Annotated in this window: 16 protein-coding genes and 2 pseudogenes; 10 read left to right on the top strand and 8 right to left on the bottom strand. The window is 61.3% G+C overall.

From position 1 onward, the window contains the following. Positions 1–372 precede the first annotated feature (372 nt). Positions 373–1,566 (top strand): CaiB/BaiF CoA-transferase family protein, encoded by a 1,194-nt coding sequence (locus tag Q7U29_RS18730; protein WP_304743855.1) that lies wholly within the window; start codon positions 373–375, stop codon positions 1,564–1,566. A gap of 235 nt (positions 1,567–1,801) precedes the next feature. On the opposite strand, the gene Q7U29_RS18735 is transcribed toward Q7U29_RS18730, so the two are convergent. From Q7U29_RS18735 to Q7U29_RS18745, 3 genes are all read right to left on the bottom strand, one after another. Beyond that, positions 1,802–2,692, bottom strand: a complete 891-nt coding sequence (locus Q7U29_RS18735; protein WP_304743856.1) for an IS3 family transposase — start codon at positions 2,690–2,692, stop codon at positions 1,802–1,804. Positions 2,693–3,550: 858 nt separating this feature from the next. Next, positions 3,551–3,934 carry a hypothetical protein gene (locus Q7U29_RS18740; RefSeq protein ID WP_304743857.1) on the bottom strand — a complete coding sequence of 128 codons (384 nt, stop codon included), beginning with the start codon at positions 3,932–3,934 and terminating at the stop codon, positions 3,551–3,553. A gap of 432 nt (positions 3,935–4,366) precedes the next feature. Then, on the bottom strand, positions 4,367–4,630 hold the full coding sequence (locus tag Q7U29_RS18745) for a DNA-binding transcriptional regulator (protein ID WP_304743858.1): 264 nt from the start codon (positions 4,628–4,630) through the stop codon (positions 4,367–4,369). A gap of 108 nt (positions 4,631–4,738) precedes the next feature. On the opposite strand from Q7U29_RS18745, the gene Q7U29_RS18750 reads away from it, so the two are divergent. The 9 genes and pseudogenes from Q7U29_RS18750 to Q7U29_RS18785 all read left to right on the top strand — a co-directional run bounded on the left by Q7U29_RS18750 (position 4,739) and on the right by Q7U29_RS18785 (position 12,927). Continuing rightward, positions 4,739–5,611, top strand: a complete 873-nt coding sequence (locus tag Q7U29_RS18750) for a hypothetical protein (RefSeq protein ID WP_304743859.1) — start codon at positions 4,739–4,741, stop codon at positions 5,609–5,611. A gap of 249 nt (positions 5,612–5,860) precedes the next feature. Then, entirely contained in the window at positions 5,861–6,310 is a 450-nt protein-coding gene (locus Q7U29_RS18755; RefSeq protein ID WP_304743860.1) for a hypothetical protein, read from the top strand. A 26-nt stretch (positions 6,311–6,336) separates the two neighbouring features. Further along, entirely contained in the window at positions 6,337–7,074 is a 738-nt protein-coding gene (locus Q7U29_RS18760; protein ID WP_370691782.1) for a metallophosphoesterase, read from the top strand. 53 nt (positions 7,075–7,127) lie between these two features. Next, positions 7,128–7,529: a DUF6634 family protein gene (locus tag Q7U29_RS18765; RefSeq protein ID WP_304743862.1), complete on the top strand. Its 402-nt coding sequence runs from the start codon at positions 7,128–7,130 to the stop codon at positions 7,527–7,529. Then, positions 7,526–9,100: an AAA family ATPase gene (locus tag Q7U29_RS18770; protein WP_304743863.1), complete on the top strand. Its 1,575-nt coding sequence runs from the start codon at positions 7,526–7,528 to the stop codon at positions 9,098–9,100. Before Q7U29_RS18765 ends, Q7U29_RS18770 begins: the two co-directional genes overlap by 4 nt. A gap of 161 nt (positions 9,101–9,261) precedes the next feature. Beyond that, a complete protein-coding gene (locus Q7U29_RS18775) occupies positions 9,262–10,536 on the top strand; it encodes a DUF2130 domain-containing protein (protein WP_304743864.1) in 1,275 nt (424 codons plus the stop codon). A 30-nt stretch (positions 10,537–10,566) separates the two neighbouring features. Beyond that, positions 10,567–10,845, top strand: a pseudogene (locus tag Q7U29_RS27725) (E2/UBC family protein); the annotation flags it as partial. Between the two features lie 427 nt (positions 10,846–11,272). After that, positions 11,273–11,617 carry a hypothetical protein gene (locus Q7U29_RS18780; RefSeq protein ID WP_304743865.1) on the top strand — a complete coding sequence of 115 codons (345 nt, stop codon included), beginning with the start codon at positions 11,273–11,275 and terminating at the stop codon, positions 11,615–11,617. Beyond that, entirely contained in the window at positions 11,614–12,927 is a 1,314-nt protein-coding gene (locus Q7U29_RS18785; RefSeq protein WP_304743866.1) for a hypothetical protein, read from the top strand. Before Q7U29_RS18780 ends, Q7U29_RS18785 begins: the two co-directional genes overlap by 4 nt. Positions 12,928–13,380: 453 nt before the next feature. On the opposite strand, the gene Q7U29_RS18790 is transcribed toward Q7U29_RS18785, so the two are convergent. The 5 genes and pseudogenes from Q7U29_RS18790 to Q7U29_RS18810 form a co-directional block, all read right to left on the bottom strand. Continuing rightward, positions 13,381–14,898 (bottom strand): tripartite tricarboxylate transporter permease, encoded by a 1,518-nt coding sequence (locus Q7U29_RS18790; protein WP_304743867.1) that lies wholly within the window; start codon positions 14,896–14,898, stop codon positions 13,381–13,383. Between the two features lie 26 nt (positions 14,899–14,924). Further along, complete coding sequence (locus Q7U29_RS18795) at positions 14,925–15,467, bottom strand: tripartite tricarboxylate transporter TctB family protein (RefSeq protein WP_304743868.1); 543 nt, start codon at positions 15,465–15,467, stop codon at positions 14,925–14,927. A gap of 100 nt (positions 15,468–15,567) precedes the next feature. Further along, the gene (locus tag Q7U29_RS18800) at positions 15,568–16,554 is read right to left on the bottom strand and encodes a tripartite tricarboxylate transporter substrate binding protein (protein WP_304743869.1); all 987 of its coding nucleotides are present in this window, start codon (positions 16,552–16,554) and stop codon (positions 15,568–15,570) included. A 210-nt stretch (positions 16,555–16,764) separates the two neighbouring features. Continuing rightward, entirely contained in the window at positions 16,765–17,562 is a 798-nt protein-coding gene (locus tag Q7U29_RS18805) for an enoyl-CoA hydratase/isomerase family protein (RefSeq protein ID WP_304743870.1), read from the bottom strand. Between the two features lie 160 nt (positions 17,563–17,722). After that, positions 17,723–17,868: pseudogene (locus Q7U29_RS18810) on the bottom strand (serine--glyoxylate aminotransferase); the annotation flags it as partial.

Genomic DNA, 17,868 nt, shown 5'->3' on the forward strand with positions numbered 1-17,868 from the left:
GCAAGCGCGCCTCAAGAATCGCTCGATCTCCCGGCCGCAGCCGGACTTTCATGGCATCGCTTATCATGCCATCTTGAATCATGCGGCAACGCCGCATGATAGTGCAAATATGACTCAGTCACTTCGAATAGTAGGTACTAGTTTCTGTTGTTTGGGACCGAACGAACCGGCGTATATGATAATATCGGCGACCTGTGACAGGCGCACCTCTTTCAGCGATTCGGAGTATCTTCTGAAATCCCTCGCGATCACGAGCGGGTAACAGCATTAGAGGATTGTCGATAGTGGGACGGTCGCCTATATCACGGCAGCTGCAAGAATGGATCGCCTGCTCCCTCACGTCCGAACTTCTCTTGTCATCGGAGACCTCTAATGCCCTCTCCCCGCGCCTCGCAGGCCCTGTCCCGCTTCACCGTGCTCGATCTCACCCGCGTCCGTTCCGGGCCCACCTGCGTACGGCAGTTGGCGGATTGGGGTGCCAATGTCATCAAGATCGATGCGCTAATGGAGGACGCTGCCGGCGAGCAGCCCGGCGGCCCGCGCGGCGGTTCCGACTTCCAGAACCTGCACCGCAACAAGCGTGCCATGACCCTCAACCTGAAGGATGCCCGGGGTCTCGAGGTGTTCAAGCGGCTGGCGGCAAGGGCCGACGTGATCGTCGAAAACTTCCGCCCCGACGTCAAGAACAAGCTCGGTATAGGCTACGGGAGCATACGAGAAATCAATCCGCGTATCGTCTATGGCAGCATTTCCGGCTTCGGGCAGGACGGGCCCTATCACAAGCGCCCTGGTTTCGATCAGATCGCGCAGGGCATGGGCGGGCTGATGTCGATCACCGGCGCGCCGGGTCAGGGCCCGATGCGGGTCGGCATTCCCGTAGCTGACCTCACCGCCGGGCTGTTCTGCGCCACGGGCATCCTAACCGCGTTGTTGGAGCGAGAGATGTCCGGCGAGGGCCAGTGGGTGCAAACCTCGCTGCTGCAGGCGCAGATCTTCATGCTGGATTTTCAGGCCGCGCGGTGGCTGATGGAAAAGGACGTCGCCAAACAGGCCGGCAACAACCATCCGACCAGCATTCCCACCGGCGTGTTCAAGACCTCTGATGGCTACATCAATATCGCGACCACGGGGGGACGGATCTGGGAGCGTTTCGCGCAGGCGATAGGAGCTCCCGAGTTTGTGACCAACCCCGACTATGCCACCGCGCCCGCACGCTCGAAGAACCGCGACGCCCTCAACGCCGCGATTAGCCTCCTGACCGAAAGGAAATCCACCAACAGCTGGGTCAGCGAGTTGAACGCCGCGGGCGTGCCCTGCGGCCCGATCTATTCGATCGACCAGATGTTCGAGGACGACCAGGTCAAGCATCTCGGCATCGCCCAGGATGTACCCAATGCCGAGAACCGTCACATCCGCCTGGTCGGCCAGCCCGTCACGCTGTCGCGCACCCCAAGCAGAATGGCGGCGCGGCCGCCGGAGTTCGGCGAGCAGACCTACGAGGTGCTGACCGAGTTCGGTTTCGACGCAGCAGAGATCGCGGAACTGCGGCAAGCCAAGGTGGTGTAGCGACTGCCGGCAGTCCCCCCGATCAGCGGTCGCCGTTATGCGCTCCGGCGTTTCCGGGGCTTTTGGTTCGACCATCCCTTCGATCTCAGTACCTCGGGACCGCGGAGCCGCCCTACATGTAGTTGACGCCGAAGCGAAGGATATTGTCGGTGATATGAGAGCTATACCGGCTGGCTACCAAGGCTCCGCTGGGAGCAATTGAGCTGCTGCCGGTTTGATGGACACCGAGTTAAGCTCATCCCACCTTTCGTTCGAACTCAACAGGGCTGAGATACCCGATCGTCGAATGGCGGCGGGTCGCGTTGTAGAACCGCTCGATGTAATCGAACACATCTGCTCTGGCCTCGTTCCTGGTGCGATAAGTTTTGCGCTCGATGCGTTCGGTCTTCAGCGAGGAGAAGAAGCTCTCCATCGCCGCGCTGTCCCAGACGTTGCCGGACTGGCTCATGCTGCAAACGATGCCGCTGTCAGCCATCAGGCGCTGGAACTGTTCGGCGGGGTATTGGCTGCCATGATCGGAGTGATGCACCAGGGGATCCGGCTTGCCGCGCCGCCAGACGGCCATCAGCAGGGCATCCGCAACCAGTTGCACTGTCATGCTGGCACTTATCGACCAGCCGACCACCCGGCGCGAGAACAGGTCGATCACGGCCGACACGTAGAGCCAACCCTCGGCGGTCCAGATATAGGTGAAGTCGGCGATCCACTTCTGGTTCTGCCGCTCGGCTACAAACTGGCGATCCAGAAGATTCAGTGGCACATTCGCAACCTGGCGATCGCCTTCGTCCTTGGGCAGGTGCCGGCCGCCTTGGAGTAGGCAGCCGGCCTTTTTTAGGATGTCCCGCTCGGCTTTCAGCTTGGTGACCTCGCGCCGCAGCCGCTCGATCTCCGATTGCTCAGGCTTCAGTTGCCCGTGGCCGGGGAAGGCCTGCACAGGGTCGGAGCCGAACTCCTTCACCCATTTGCGCAGCACGTTCTCATGGACGCCCAGGTCGCGGCCTGCTTGCGCTACCGACACCCTTCCTTCCCTGACCAGCTTGACCGCCTCGATCTTGAACTCTCGACTGACTTTTCTCTCTGCATGACCTACCTCCGGCTGTATGAAACACCCAATCTCGGTGTCCATCAAACCGGCAGCAGCTCAAGAAAACTTCTCTCGGATCAGGTTGGATCGCTTTCAGCTCGCGTTGACTGTCTGTCCGCGGCAGACGCGAATGCAGCCGAAGCGGTGACTCCGCTAAAAAAGGCGTCGTTGACCGCCGACCGGCCGCAAACTAGCAACAACTAGCATATATTGTGCCAAGTGATTGTGGCAGGCACTGGAAAAGTGGCGGGTTGCAGTCCATATTTCGGTATGATCAAGTCACTGCTAGAATTTCATATCCTGGAACGTCGCGCAGACGGCGGTTGGCGCGTCAAAGAGCGGGGTCCCGACCTGACCGATGTGCTGGTTGTAGACTTCGAAACCCTTAAGGAGGCAGACAGTTGGATTACGGCTAGACAGGGCGGTTTGAAGACGAGAGCCCAATCAGGGGGAAATGGCTAATGACGGCGGCCGCCTACGTCTCACCCTGATCCCTTTGCGATACTGCGGAGCAAGCTAGGCCACCTCACAACAGACCAAGTTGGGTATTCAGCACTATGCGCCTTTTTGTCTTTATGCTTTTGGTCGGCTTAGTAGTTTCGGGCTTCAATGCCGGGCTGCAACAGATCGCGCCCGCCGGTTGGTGGGGCGGCATCATCCCCGTACAAGGTCCCCGGGACTGACCTGCCAACTCCAACGCGATCTCCCCTAACTCGCTGCGATCGCGCCGCCCCGCGGGATGCCGAACCAGCAGCCTATGAAGGACGAGCGCAACAACGTCGCCCGGTATTTCGTCAGGTCCTTCCAGCAACGAGATCAACGCTACCCTCTCTAACGATCAAGCCAATCTAGGGTCGGCAGCGGCGTTCCACGGCGCTAGATCGCTGGTAGAGATACGGCTCACCGACCGGCCCGACGCCAGATGTCGGCGTGCTCCTGAGCTTCTCTCGCAAAGTCCCGCACCGACAGCGACCCGGCCTCCTGGTTCGGGTCGCCCTTCGGCCGCGCATTGATGCGTTCGGCGAACCTTGCGCCTTCTCTCTGGTCCTTGAAGAAGAACGGGAGGCCTCTGCGCCGGTACTCGTACTCGGAAAGCCCATTTCTCACCCGACACCACGGTCTTTTAGCCGCGCTGACGACGACCCAACCTTCGGGCTCGCGTGCGGCAGCCTCGATCGCTATCTTGCCGATCTCGATGGCGGCTGCGGCAAAGCGATTGAAGCTGTCGCTCGGTTCTCCTTCCCTGAGGTACTCAAAGCCGCCGACGGTCGCTCGCCCTTTCACCTCGAAGCGGAGTAACAGAGCGGCATTTCTGTTCAGTGCGGCCAGGATCTCGTTTCCGCCGACTCACGCGTCGAGAACGCGGGAGAACTCAATCGAGGTCACGACCTGCTCCTTGTTCTCCCTCGTCATTGAGATCAAGCTTCCCTCGGCGGGCCGGCTCGGGGGCTCGACACCGGCCGAAACCCAGGTCTTGGGATCGTCCAGATCGGCCAGGTAGTAGTCGAACGATGCGCCATCGGAGGTATGGTCGGAACTTGTCTGAAGGCGTCTTGATCAATTTCGCCTTGACCTCTGCCTCGCTCATCGGCATGGAACGAGAGACGACTCATGACCAATGGCTTTCCCAGAGAACTCATCAACCTTAATCGACGCATACCGTCGGATTCGCTTGAAGCCAGCAGGTAAATAAAAATCGGGCATCTCGTCTCTCTCTTAGTTCAGATCTCGCTTGCGAATACCGACGGCATCGTCGCCGACAAACAGAAACTCGATTCCGGCCTGTTCGAGAGCGGTACGCAAGTCGCGTAGGGTTCGCGGCTTAGGCTCGCGCTTGCCATTCTCAAAATCTTGGATAGCGCGGCGCGCTATGAGGGTCGTCGCAGCCAGATCGTCTTGAGAGAGATTGAGCCATGCCCTAGCAGCCCTGACCTGCTGCGCCGTAATCGTTCCAGCCGACGTCAACGGCTTTTTAACCATCCCAAAATCCGCACTTGTGCAAAAAGCGCTATTATGCCTATAAAGGGCAATACAGCGCATAATGCGCAACCGCAAAATGCGGTTCACTTCAGTATGGAGCAATACACTATGGAAGCCGAGTCGCCCATTCCCTCTGTCTCCGACATCACGCTTGCGCGCGCCGCTCAGGCGGTCGTGTCAAATGCGGTCTCTGGCGCTTTCAACGAAGATCCGATCATCGGCGCGGATTTAAGCCGCGCCATCTCCGTAGTCGGCTCGGTGGTCAAACGCCACGGGCTTCTGCTTCAGAAGACGACGGCCGACGCCCTGGTGGCGAGCGGACGCTTCGACGTCTTCGTCGATGTCGCGATTCCCATCGTCGACGCCGCTCACGAGCTCCTCCTTGCTGGCAACTGCGCCGAAGCTCTGGACGGGATCAATATTCGCGCCGACGCGGCCGCCGACCGCATCGTAAACATCGATCTCGTCGTGGTCGATCCAGAGGTTGGCTGGTCTGGAACGTACGATGTCAAGCGTGGTAACGGGCCGGTGGACGGCCGCACCCGCCGCCCCATAGAGCACGACCTCAAGGCGGCTCGCATGGTGCTTCCCAGCTATCTGGCGAAGCGCGGTTACCCGAATATCTCGCGCACGACAGCGGGTATCATCGACTACTACGGCGCCACGGGCTTTAACAAGATTCTGAAGATCGGTCGTGACGATCTCGATAAGCATTTCGATGTGCCGATCCGCGCGACGCTGGACAAGGTCACGTTGTGCTTGCGGGACGCCTTGCACGCGGAGCTGCCTCATCTCTTCGCCACCGTCCTCGAATCCATCCATCGCGAAAGCGCCAAGAAGGGCGCTATGCCTTCGCGCTCCGAACCCATGCCAGACCGGCAGCAGGCCCGGGACATGGTGACGGAAATCATCAACGCACGCCCGACCGGTCCCGGCCCGCGCAAGTCCGTCGTTGGCACGTGGCTGCGCGGTTCAGCGTAGCATCACTTCGGAGCGCGGCACGCCGCGCTGCAGTTCTCAACCGATGGTGAATAAGGCGCGCGAGCCGTCTCGAACGATCGAAACAACATGCACGAAGGGGCCAGAGTGAAGGGCAAACTGACCGGAAGTGACGAGGCTCAAGCGCCGGAGCGCAAGCTCCAGCACGATGGCCCTCGCGGCTTCAGCGCGCGATGCACATGCGTTGATAACCCCGTCCAGGGGATGCCGCATGCACACCTCTGGCCCCTCATGGCAGACGACATCTCGCCGTTGGCGTGGTGGCGGACGCTGCCCGAGGAGGCGTTCCGCGACGCCGAGCGCCTCCTCTTGTTGGCGACACTCGAACAGATCGAGATGGCCCATGGCGGTGACGACTTCGCCGCCGCATTAAAGGGAGACGCGGCCGCCGCCATCGGCGTCGCGTTCACCTTGATGCCGATCGAGGAGATGACGCTGAAGGTCGACATCGCCATGACGGCGCTGCTGCGGTGTGCGCTTGAGCGCAATGCGGCGGCGGCACTGGTGCTGGCGCAGGTACTGGGCTTGACCGATCTTGGCCACTCCTACGCCGTGGAACTCGCCGCGTCGTGGCTCGTCTATGGCCGGCGCTGCTCGGATAACCCGCGCAAGTTCCGCAAGGCCGAGACCGTGCTGCTCGCTGCTTTCCGGGAACGTCACCATTGTGGAGATGACGCATGAGGGTCCAAATCTTTTCGGATCTCCACTTGGACGTTTTTCCGATCAAACCCATCACCATCGTCCCCGGCGTCGACCTCGTGATCGTCGCCGGCGATGTCTGTGAAGGGGTGCTCCGTGCCTTCGAGCACTTGCGCCGGATCGTCCCGATGGACATCCCGATCGTGATGGTGCCCGGAAATCACGAATTTTACCACAAATTCATTCCCGACGAACTGGCGTTGGCTTTTGCTCAGGCCGGTGCGTTCAACCTCCACGTCTTGAGCGACGCCGCTGTCGAGCTGGGAGGCATCCGTTTTGCGGGCGCGACGCTCTGGACTGACTACGGTATCTTCGGCGAGGCCAACCAGGCCGCGGTGATGAACGCCTGTGCCATCGGCATGAACGATCACCGCCTGATCGGTTGGCAGAAGAAACCGTGGCTCAGGTTCCGGCCGCAGGAAGCTGCGCTGCTGCACCACCGCTCGAAATCATACCTCGAAGCAACGCTGTCCACAGGGTTCGACGGCCCCACGGTGGTCATCACCCATACGGCCGTCAACTGGAATTCGATCCTGCCGAAGTACCGGCGTGATCCGGTCACGGCTGCCTTCGTGTCGGACATGTCCGCAACGATCGAGGCGTACCGTCCGGCGCTGTGGGTGCATGGGCACGTTCATAACTCCTGCGACTACCGCGTCGGCGAGACCCGGGTCATCTGCAATCCGCACGGCTACGGCTCTGAGAACCCTGACTTCGACGGCGCCTTCACGGTGCTGATCGAGTAAGCCGACGTCCCATTGTCAGCCACCCCTTGTCGTAAATTCGTGAGTACCCATCCATGCTGACGCGCCTGTTTCCTTTCCTCGATCCCGCCCACGTTACTCCTGACCTGAGCCGCCGGCTCCGCGCCCTGGCCGATGACTGCGATCGTCTCGAACGCGGGCGCCCGGTCCCACCGGTCGTGCTGCAGAAGGCCCCGTTCCTTACGGACTGGGTGCCGGCGATCACCCCGCAAGGCGTGCATCTGATCGGCCGCGTCACCGGCCATCCCCTGCTGGGCGATTGCGCCGCCGCCACCACGCCGCTGTGGTTCGCCGATCCCGATGGCGCGTGGGCCCGCTCGCTCTCGCGCTTCTACAAGCTCGGTCCGCCGGTCGATCGCGATGGTCTCGGCCGCGGGCTGAGACGGATGGCGACCTCCAGCGCTGTCGACGGCGACGGCTCGGAGGACGAGGCATGAGCACGACCGACGACGCCGACGACATTGACCTGCCGGCGTTGGAAGACGACGCCGTCTCGACCGGAGCGGCAGCCGATTCCTCGGACTGGGATGAGCGTTTGAAGGACCTGCCCCGGCTGCTTCGCTACTCGATGCTCATTACCGATGGAGCCAGCCACGTTGAGCAGCGGGTGATCGCCGAGATCGACGAGCTGTGTCCGCAGCTCCCCCACAATGCGGCATGGGCCGCGGCGCTTGGCGTCGATGCCGGACTTGTGCTCGCCGCTGAACTCGACCACCGCGCCGTCACCCAGAACGAGCCGACCTTGCGCAGCCTTGCCGACGCCGTGCGGCTTGTGTGTCTGCCGACGCCGCGCGACCGGACCTACTTCGAGGATCATCGCAGGGTCGGAAAAGCACTGATCCAGGCTTTCCAGGCCACCTCCATGCATGCCGAGCAGGAGCTCTGCTGCGATCTGGAGCGCTTCGCCTTCGGCTGGGCGGCGCTACCGGCCTGCACCGACCTGTTGCCGAGGGGAGCTTCAGCGGCGCGGAACGCAGCCATCCTTGGTAATCGCATGGCGGAGTATCGCGTCGCCGCGGCCGCCATTGCCGTCCGACGGAAAGCCAAGGAGGAGGAAGAACGCCGGAGGAAGAAGGAGGCCGAGGAAAAGGCGAACGTGCGCTCGGAGCAGGCTCCCGGCGCCGCCGCAGAAGGTATTCCCGAACATCACCTCGTGGTTGCTCGCCTAAGCAGTGAGGAGATGAAGAACGTCAAGCTCAAGGATATCATCGGCCCGCTGAAGGGCGTCATCAACACTGCCTTGCGGCTGGTCGAGGTGCCGCCTCTGCACGAGGTGCGCTCCACGCTTCTGCTCGAATTTCCTTACGCAATCGATGTCATCGATTTTGCACTCGCTGACCTTGTTGGGCGTCTGACCGTCAAACTCCGTCCCCTGTTGCTGGTGGGCGATCCCGGTGGCGGCAAGTCTCGATTTGCTCGCCGCCTTGGGGAGGCGCTTGGTCTGAGCATCTGGCGAGAGGACGCCTCTCGCGCTGACGGCGCGGTATTCGGCGGCACCGACCGACGCTGGCACTCGGCCGAACCCTGTCATCCCTTCCTCGCTATTGCTCAAGGGAAAATCGGCAACCCGCTAGTACTGACCGATGAAATCGAGAAGGCTGGGACCCGTAGCGACTATGGAAGGCTCTGGGATTGCCTGCTCGGCTTTCTTGAGGCCGAGTCGAACTGCCGCTACCCTGATCCAGCGCTGCAGGTCTCGGTTGACTTGAGCCAAATCTCCTACATTGCCACGGCCAACAGTCTCGATCCGTTGCCGGCACCGATCCGCGACCGCTTTCGCGTGATCACATTTCCCAAGCCGAGCGCGAAGCATCTCGATGCGCTGTTGCCGGCCGTGATCGCCGACCTCGCCAAAGAGCGCAGCCTCGATGCGAATTGGGTACCGCCCCTCGACGGCGCCGAGCATGCCGCCGTCGCTCGGCTTTGGCGCAGCGGCTCGGTGCGCCGCCTAGGCCGGATCGTCGAAGCTATTTTGCGCCAGCGCGACCTGCGCGCCACGAGGAACTGATCATGACGCACGATCCTTCCGAAAAGCTGAATCCGACAGCACCGTCCAGGGTGTCGCCATTGCCGCGACCGGCACGATTGCGGGGGACAACGCCGCGATCCGGCACGGTCGTGGCTGAGAATCCGGATACAACCACACCTCACCATCACAGGACCGATACCGTGACCGACCCACAGATCAACTGCACGAAATGCGGTACTGAGATCAAGCTGACCGAATCGTTGGCGGCCCCTATTATCGCCGCGGCCCGCAAGCAGTTCGAGGCACAGCTTGCGGCCAAGGAAGCGGATTTTGGCCGTCGTGAAGCCCACCTGCGCCAAAGGCAGGATGACCTCGCCAAGGCCCGCGACGCCCTCGACGAACAGGTGGCCACCAGGGTGAGCGCCGAACGCGCAACCATCGCCGAGGCCGAGGCAAGGAAGGCCCGTCTGGCACTGGCCGATGATCTTGGTCAGCGCGACCGGCAGCTTGCGGATCTGCAGCAGATGCTCGCCGCGAACAATGCGAAGCTCGCCGAAGCCCAGCAGGCCCAGGCCGATATGTTGCGTAAGCAGCGCGAGCTCGACGACGCGAAGCGCGAGATCGAGTTGACGGTCGAGAAGAAGGTGCAGGAGAATCTCGGCGCCGTCCGCGACAAGGCGAGGATCGAGGCGGAGGATATCTTCAAGTCCAAGGTCACCGAAAAGGAGGCTCAGCTCGCCGGCATGCAGCGCCAGATCGAGGAGCTGCGCCGCAAGGCCGACCAAGGCTCCCAACAGTTGCAGGGTGAAGCGCTGGAAATCGAACTTGAATCCTTGCTCCGCAGCCGTTTCCCACGCGATCTGATCGAGCCGGTGCCCAAGGGCGAGTTCGGTGGCGACGTGGTTCACGGGGTGCTGTCCGCCAATGGACAGCGCTGTGGCACGATCCTCTGGGAGTCAAAACGAACGAAGGCCTGGAACCCCGTGTGGCTGGGCAAGCTCCGCGATGATCAACGCGCCGCCAAGGCAGACATCGCGCTGATCGTCTCGAGCGCTGTGCCCAAGGAGGTCCAGAGCTTCGATCTCATTGAAAACGTCTGGATCGCGGAGCCGCGCTTCGCCATTCCGCTCGCTGTCGCACTTCGGCAGTCGCTGATCGACGTCGCCACCAGCCGAAAGGCGCAGGAAGGTCAGCAGACGAAGACTGAGGTGATGTATGCCTACCTCACCGGCCCGCGCTTCCGCCACCGCATCGAGGCCATCGTCGAAAAATTTACCGACATGAAGGCCGACCTCAATCGTGAGCGCGCCGCCATGACGCGGCTGTGGGCCAAACGCGAGGAGCAGCTCGACGGCGTGCTCGATTCCACCGCGGGGCTTTACGGAGACCTCCAAGGTATCGCGGGCCAGGCCATGCAGGAGATCAAGAGCCTGGATGTGCCGATGATTGAGGTGAAGGGCGAAGCGGCGGAGTAGGGCTCGCGTGCGACACGCACGTTCTATTCCCGTCCGCATCTCGCGCTGGCGTCGGGCGGCGTGATTCCGCAGACACAAGCCGCCGAGAATATCCAGGGCGCGAGCTTCCAGCGTTGGTCGCGGCATCGCCAGTGGGACAGCGCGCGCGACACGCTCACGACGCGCCTGGCGCGCGCAATATGCCGATGGAGGCCCGCACGCAGGCATAGTTGGAGCAGCCTGGGCATCGACTGGCGGTTCGATTGGGCTGAAACCCGCAAGATCGCGGGACGTCCGACTGAGCCAAGGATAAATCGGTTGGGAAGCTAACGCGCCTACGCGAGCTATCGCACTCTGCCGGAGGTGTAACCTACGCTGCCATAGCGAAGTTGATCGTAGCAACCCGGTCTCAGACTCCTGCTGCGTCACGAAATCTGTTTGCGAGCATCGGCCGGGGCCGAGGACGGGAGTTGCATTCGAAGGTTTGCGCCTTTAATCTCCTCGCTGTTGAGAGAGCCCTGTCTGTTGGGTGCTAGAATGTCTGCAAGGCCGCAGCTCGGATGAGAGTACGGCTGGGAAAAAACCAGCCACTAAAACACCCGCCCCCTTTCGAACTCTTCAATGATGGCAATTCCGCCGGGATCCTCGGACGCCAGCGACTCCCTTCAGCTCCAGTCCACATACGGGCGTCGCGACCGCTGGCATCTATAGGCGGCCGACACGAGCTAGATCAGCTAAATTTCCGGTCGAGGCTCGCATGAAGCGAGAACCTCGCCGAGGCAATGCCCCATTTTCGATTCGCTTGCCGGCGGAGCTGCGAATCCACCTCAAGGAAATGTCAGACTTTCGCATGACCAGCGAAGCGGCCTACGCTTGCGCTCTCATCCAAGCCGATATGGGCAAGAGGTCGCGCCGCCCAAGCAAACAACATGTTCTTTTGCGCACGGAGCTGACCAAGATTCACGTTGCGATCATTGCGTTGGGAAACCAAGTCACCTCTAGCCAAGTGGATTACCGCGAACAAGCCAAGGTCATCACCGACGAGCTCGGGAATATCGTTGCCGCCATCTTGCGGCTGGAAGATGAGATCCGCGGTAAATGATCGTAAAGGCTTTCAAATATAAGAGCGGGCCAAAGAGTGCCCAACGCCTGAATCTGCATCTTTGGAACGAAAAAGATCAGCGGGTGGAGCTGTTCGAAACGAAAAATCTTTATGTACCCGATAGCGAAGCGGGCATGCGCGTGATGCGTTGCCTCCAACAAGGGTCAAAAAACGCGGAGATCGTTTTTTGGCACATAGTAATATCTCCAATAACGACATTGAACGCGATTGATCGAGCGCGTGTCGTGAACCTGGTGGTATCGGAATTTCGCGCTGAAACGCATCCGCTGATGGTTTGGTCACACAATGAAAAGCCTCGCGCGCGACAAGGCGGAGGGGCTAACCATTTGCATTTCGTCCTGGGCCACATCTGTTCCGTAACTCTCCGCGCGCTCGACATGCGCAATTATCTCCTGCGACTTCAAAAAATCATGGCTATCGCGGCCTATGATATCGAGGGAATGACGGCGCTCACCCCATTTCATCGTTCAATCGCCGCATACTTGATCAAAGATGGAAGAGGCGAAGTGGCCGCTTGGCTCACCGATCTTGCGGCCGCAGCTCCCAGCCGGCGACATCCCCGAATGACGGATGCGATGCGTCGTTCAGCCGCCGCAGTGAATTTTGCACTCCCATCGTTTCAGGCTGAACTGGAACGCCTTTGGGTCACGGACGCATCTGAGGAGGCCTTGACCGATTTTCTATCCAGTGCCGGTGTTTCAGCACGGAGAGGAGATCGATCGCCGCATGCAATCCTACTCTATCGCGGAGACTTGCTCGTCGGAGTAATGAACAGCATCCTCCGACGACCGTCTTTTCCCGTCTATGAAGAAGCAATGCTGAGATTTCCAGGCCTCTTCAACAAGCCGAGGATCACCGTTGACGCCCCGAGGACCTCCAGCAGACATTCGAGAGAGGCCGCCACTCTTCGACAAGAAAAAACAGAAAGGCTTGGTGCGGTACTCAGGGACGTAAGAAGAAAGGTACTCCACCTGACCTACCCCCGCGCAAAGCCATTACATGAGACGTTGGGGGCCGAGACGGAACGAATTGCTGCACTCAAGAAGTTTACTCGCGGCATAGCCATCCTCGAAAAATCCATTGATCTTTTGTGGAAGGATAACCACTGGCTTTCCGCGCCGATTGAGGCATTGCTAGAGCACTCCAAGCGCCTCGTGATGTACGACAAACCATCCTTGGCAGCTAAGCCCAGCACCCAGGAAAAGGTCCAAGCGCCGCCCGGAAACGAGGATTTGGCCAGTGCGCAGGATGAAGACGAGATGACGGTCGGACAGCTCCTGAGACCATAACAAGATCTTATGGCGTGGGGCCCGACAACGCCCTGTCGGACGAAGAACGCACCATGACGAAGTTCCTGCGGGCAGCCGCGCGCAGGGGACGAACCTACTCCTCGAGAGAGCTTTTCAGAATGTAGTACACCCCATCTCTGGTTCATAAAGAACTGTCGCGGACGCGCTAAATAATGAGCCATGATCGATCAAGGGAGCGGAAATCTCGCAGGGAGGTCAATTTCGGTACGCCGCGATCGAAGGCTACCCGAGGTGTAACATACACTGCGATAGCGGTACGGATTGAGGTCTGCTCGCGCCGAGCTACCCAATCTTCCATGAACGACGCCAAGGCCGGACGACGAGTTCCGGGAAATGTTTAACCTGCCGCTCGCTCAGGTTGTGTCGCCGCAAAGACACAGTCGCGGAAAAGAGAAAAACCCCTAAGAGCTTGTTTTTATTTGAAGATTCAGCCTACCTCGCAGCCTTCGCCGGCCGCATCAACCGGCTAACGCTGCCGAACACGCTGTCGATGACAGGCCAGAACAACAGCACGATCGCCAGCGTGGTGATCGAGCCGACCAGGCCGTTCGACCAGAACACCTTCATGTCGCCGCCGGCACCAATCATCGACAGCCGGAACGCATCCTCGGCGCGGTTGCCGAGCACCAGCGCCAGGGTGAACGGCGCCAGCGGAATACCGATCTTCTTGAAGACGTAGCCGACGACGCCGAAGCCGAGCATCAGCCAGATGTCGAACATCGCGTTCTGGATCGCGTAGGCGCCGATCGCGCAGGACACCACGATCATCGGCGCAACGGCGGCGAACGGCACCCGCAGGATGGAGGCAAAAATCGGCACCGTGGTCAGCACCAGCACGAGGCCGACCACATTGCCGAGATACATCGAGGCGATCAGGCCCCAGACGAAATCCTTGTGCTCGACGAACAATAGCGGACCGGGGTTGAGGCCCCAGACCATCAGTCCGCCAAGCAGGATCGCCGCGGTGCCGGAGCCGGGAATACCGAGCGCCAGCATCGGCAACAGCGCCGCGGTTCCGGAAGCATGCGCGGCGGTTTCCGGTGCGAACACGCCTTCGATCCGGCCCTTGCCGAAACTCTCGGGATCCTTGGAAAACCGTTTTGCCAGATTGTAGCCCATGAAGGATGCGGCGATCGCGCCGCCCGGGGTGATTCCAAGCCAGCAGCCGATGAAGGAGGAGCGCAGCAGCGTCACCCAGTATTTCGGCAGGTCTCTCCAGACTTTCAGCACCACCTTCAGGCTGATGCCGGCGGCATGGCCCCGCAGCGCCAGCCGCTCCTCCATGGTCAGCAGGATTTCGCTGATGCCGAACAGGCCGATCACGGCGACCAGAAAATTCACTCCCCGCAGCAGATTGTTGGAACCGAAGGTCATGCGCAGCTGGCCGGACACCGTATCCATGCCGATGCCGGCCAGCAGCAGGCCGAGCGACATCGAGATGACGGTCTTGTGCTTGGCCTCGCGGCCGAGGCCTACGAACGAGCAGAAGGTCAGGAGATAGACCGAGAAAAATTCCGGCGGCCCGAACTTCAGCGCGAACGACGAGATCATCGGCGCCAGGAAGGTGATCAGCAGCACCGCAGCCAGCGAGCCGATGAAGGACGACGTGAACGCTGCGGTCAGCGCTTCCGCCGCCCTGCCCTGCTGCGCCATTGGATAGCCATCGAAGGTGGTCGCCACCGACCACGCCTCGCCCGGAATATTGAACAGGATCGAGGTGATGGCGCCGCCGAACAGCGCTCCCCAGTAGATGCAGGACAGCATCACGATTGCCGAGGTCGGGTCCATGGTGAAGGTCAGCGGCAGCAGGATCGCGACACCGTTCGGCCCGCCGAGCCCCGGCAGCACGCCGACGAAAATGCCGAGCACGAGGCCGACCATCATCAGCGTCAACGTCTTCCACGTCAGCAGGACGGCGAAGCCGTGCATCAGCAGGCCGAGAGCTTCCATGGCGATTTTCCTAGCGGCCCGATTTCCTAGCGACCCAGGGCTCTTTCGAGCGGCCCCTTCGGCATGATCACGTCGAATGCGACGTCGAAGGTGAGGAACATGATGGCGGTGAACAGGAACGCCGTCAGCAGCGATTTCCACAGCGCGATCCGTCCGACCAAACGCATGAAAGCGGCAATCAAGCCGAAGCTCGCGACATAGAGCCCGAGAAACTGCACGGCCAGGCAAAACAGCAGCGTCGGCACGAACACCTGCATGACGCGACGAAGCTGCGCGCGGGTCACGAAGGTTTCCCGGGCTTCCTTGCGCGACAAAAATGCGGCGACGAGGCCATAGAGGCTGGCGCCGGCAAGGATCACCGACAGATAGAACGGGAAATAGCCGGATTGCGGACCGGTGGAATCCCAGGCGATGCCGGTACGCCAGTTGTCGAAACCCAGCGTCGCCGCCAGCACCAGCAGCAGCAGCGAAACCGTCACGTCGACGATGCGAATACTGGTCACCACAGGCGAGTCGGCCTCCGGCGCGGTCGGATCATCGACGATAATTTCTATTTCGGTATTGGACATCGGGGGGTCGCTGTCTTTCGTCGGGCACGGCAAGAACGGTCACCCCCACCGGGGCGGCGCTTCGCGTCGACCCGGTGGGGGCATGAAGTGCCGCGCGGGCCTATTTCGCCACAAAGCCCGCCTGGTTCATCAGCGACGCGTTGAGCTTGTCGTCCTCCTCAAGGAACTTCATCATGTCCTTTCCGGTGAGGAAGACCGGCTTCAGCGCCTGCTTTTCCATGTATTCCTTGTACTCGGTGGTCTGCGTCACCTTCTGGAACAGGTCGACGTAGAACGCGACCTGCTCCGCGGTCACCTTGCCCGGCAGGAACATGGCGCGCAGCATCAGGTACTGGACGTCGAGGCCTTCTTCCTTGCAGGTCGGGATATCGTTCCACGACTGCGTCGCGGTCACCTTGGTCTTGTAGGAGATCCGTTCCTTGTCGAATACGCAGAGCGCGCGAACCTGGCCGGCGCGCCAGACCTCGAGATTTTCGGATGGATTGTTGACGTTGGCTTCGGTGTGATTGCCGACCAGCTGCGTCGCCGCCTCGCCGCCGGACTTGTAGGGCAGATAGGAGAATTTCGCGCCGGTCTTCTGTTCCATGAAGACGGTGAGGACATGGTCCTCGCGCTTGGAACCGGTGCCGCCCATCTTGAACGGCGCAGCGGCGGCCTTGGCGGCGGCAATGAAGTCCTTCACGGTCTTCGGCCCGGCGGCATTGTCCCACAGCACGAACTGATCCATCGCCACCACCGACACCGGCGTCAACTCGCGCCAGTTGAACGGAATCTTGGCCGACAGCGGCAACATGTAGATCAGCGAATAGGCGATCAGCACCTTGTTGGCGTCGCCGTCCGAGGACTTCATGTACATCAGCGCTTCGGCGCCGGAGGCCCCGCCCTTGAGCGAAACCACCATCGGCTGCTTCATCAGGTTGTTCTTCTGGATCGCGGCCTGCATCATCCGCGCCATCTGGTCGGAGGCGCCGCCGGCTCCGGCCGCCACGACGATTTCAACTGGCTTGGTCGGCTCCCAGGCGGCGACGGCCGGCGCACTCGCGAGCATGGCCGCCAGCGCGGCCGTGGCTTTGATGGTGTTTCGCACGTGTTTCATCCCTATGTCTTGATTGGGCCCGGCTGTATCGAGCCAAGCCTGTTGAGTGCCATTGTGCGGGGTTACGGCGGCGAGTTCAAGCAGGTCCGGGCACCCCTGCTTGGGATTTGGCATGAGATTGCAACCCGTTAGGGCGGCCCATTCTACCATTGTTATCGAAATGATCGGCTGAGGCCAAAGGGCTGGGTGAGCCCGCCGGAGCTATTTGCCCTGCCAGTTCGGCGTGCGCTTGTTGAGGAAGGCATCCATGCCCTCGCGGAAATCCTCGCTCATATAAGCGCGCAGGATCAGGTCCCGGCCCTCCTCGCGCGACAAGGTGCGGCGGAGGCGGAGCACCGCCTCCTTGGCGGTTTCCATCGTGATCGGCGCGTGGCCGGCGATCAGCTTGGCGGTTTCGGCGGCGCGGCGCTGCAGGGTCGCAACGTCAGGCACCACTTCGTTGAGCAGACCGAGCGCCAGCGCCTCGGGCGCCTCGATCAGCCGCGCTGTAAAGATCAGGTCCTTGGTCCGCGCCGGCCCGACCAGCGCGACGACCCGGCTGATATTGGACATCGACAGGCAATTTCCCAGCGTACGCGCGATCGGAAAGCCGATCCGCGTCGACGCGGTGCCGATCCGGATATCGCAGCAGGCGGCGATTCCCGCCCCCCCGCCGGTGCAGGCGCCGGCGATGGCCGCAATCGTCGGCACCCGGACTTTTTCCAGCGCGCCCAGCACCCGGTCGATCCGCTCCTCATATTCGAGCGCATCCTCCGCGGTCTTGAAGGCGCGGAATTGCGAAATGTCGGTGCCCGACGCGAACGCCTTGTCGCCAGTTCCGGTCAGGATCATCGCCTTGATCGAGCGGTCGGCGTTCACGGTCTCGCAGATCGTCGCCATCTGCTCGTACATTGCGAAAGTCAGCGCGTTGCGCGCCTGCGGGCGGTTGAAGGTCAGGTGGGCAATGCCGTCCTGGACGGAATAGATCAGGTCTTCGGTGGCTGCTACCGGGGCGTTCATCGCACGCTCTTTCTGTTGGTTACGTCATTGCGAGGAGCGCAAGCGACGAAGCAATCCATCTTTCCTTGCGCGGCGACATGGATTGCTTCGCGGAGTTTATCATCGGGCGCGCATTCGCGCGACCCGTTGGCTCGCAATGACGGTAGTCAATTTTGCGCTTTCAGGCGACCGCGGTCTTGGATTTCGACATCGGCACCACGTCGCGTCCCTTCAGGACTTCCATGGCGGCGAGCACGCCACCGCCGCGATGCGGCACCTTGGCGAGGTCGAGACCCATCTCGACGCCCGCCAGCGTGCCCATCAGCA

The organism is Bradyrhizobium sp. (assembly GCF_030654605.1).
In the GTDB taxonomy this organism is placed as follows: Bacteria; Pseudomonadota; Alphaproteobacteria; order Rhizobiales; family Xanthobacteraceae; genus Bradyrhizobium.

What these genes read in the sequence shown, in the direction of transcription:
- Q7U29_RS18730 (WP_304743855.1), top strand. Translation starts at nt 373, where the DNA reads ATGCCCTCTCCCCGCGCCTCGCAGGCCCTGTCCCGCTTCACCGTGCTC.
- Q7U29_RS18735 (WP_304743856.1), bottom strand. Translation starts at nt 2,692, where the DNA reads ATGGACACCGAGATTGGGTGTTTCATACAGCCGGAGGTAGGTCATGCA.
- Q7U29_RS18745 (WP_304743858.1), bottom strand. Translation starts at nt 4,630, where the DNA reads ATGGTTAAAAAGCCGTTGACGTCGGCTGGAACGATTACGGCGCAGCAG.
- Q7U29_RS18750 (WP_304743859.1), top strand. Translation starts at nt 4,739, where the DNA reads ATGGAAGCCGAGTCGCCCATTCCCTCTGTCTCCGACATCACGCTTGCG.
- Q7U29_RS18755 (WP_304743860.1), top strand. Translation starts at nt 5,861, where the DNA reads ATGGCAGACGACATCTCGCCGTTGGCGTGGTGGCGGACGCTGCCCGAG.
- Q7U29_RS18765 (WP_304743862.1), top strand. Translation starts at nt 7,128, where the DNA reads ATGCTGACGCGCCTGTTTCCTTTCCTCGATCCCGCCCACGTTACTCCT.
- Q7U29_RS18770 (WP_304743863.1), top strand. Translation starts at nt 7,526, where the DNA reads ATGAGCACGACCGACGACGCCGACGACATTGACCTGCCGGCGTTGGAA.
- Q7U29_RS18780 (WP_304743865.1), top strand. Translation starts at nt 11,273, where the DNA reads ATGAAGCGAGAACCTCGCCGAGGCAATGCCCCATTTTCGATTCGCTTG.
- Q7U29_RS18785 (WP_304743866.1), top strand. Translation starts at nt 11,614, where the DNA reads ATGATCGTAAAGGCTTTCAAATATAAGAGCGGGCCAAAGAGTGCCCAA.
- Q7U29_RS18790 (WP_304743867.1), bottom strand. Translation starts at nt 14,898, where the DNA reads ATGGAAGCTCTCGGCCTGCTGATGCACGGCTTCGCCGTCCTGCTGACG.
- Q7U29_RS18795 (WP_304743868.1), bottom strand. Translation starts at nt 15,467, where the DNA reads ATGTCCAATACCGAAATAGAAATTATCGTCGATGATCCGACCGCGCCG.
- Q7U29_RS18805 (WP_304743870.1), bottom strand. Translation starts at nt 17,562, where the DNA reads ATGAACGCCCCGGTAGCAGCCACCGAAGACCTGATCTATTCCGTCCAG.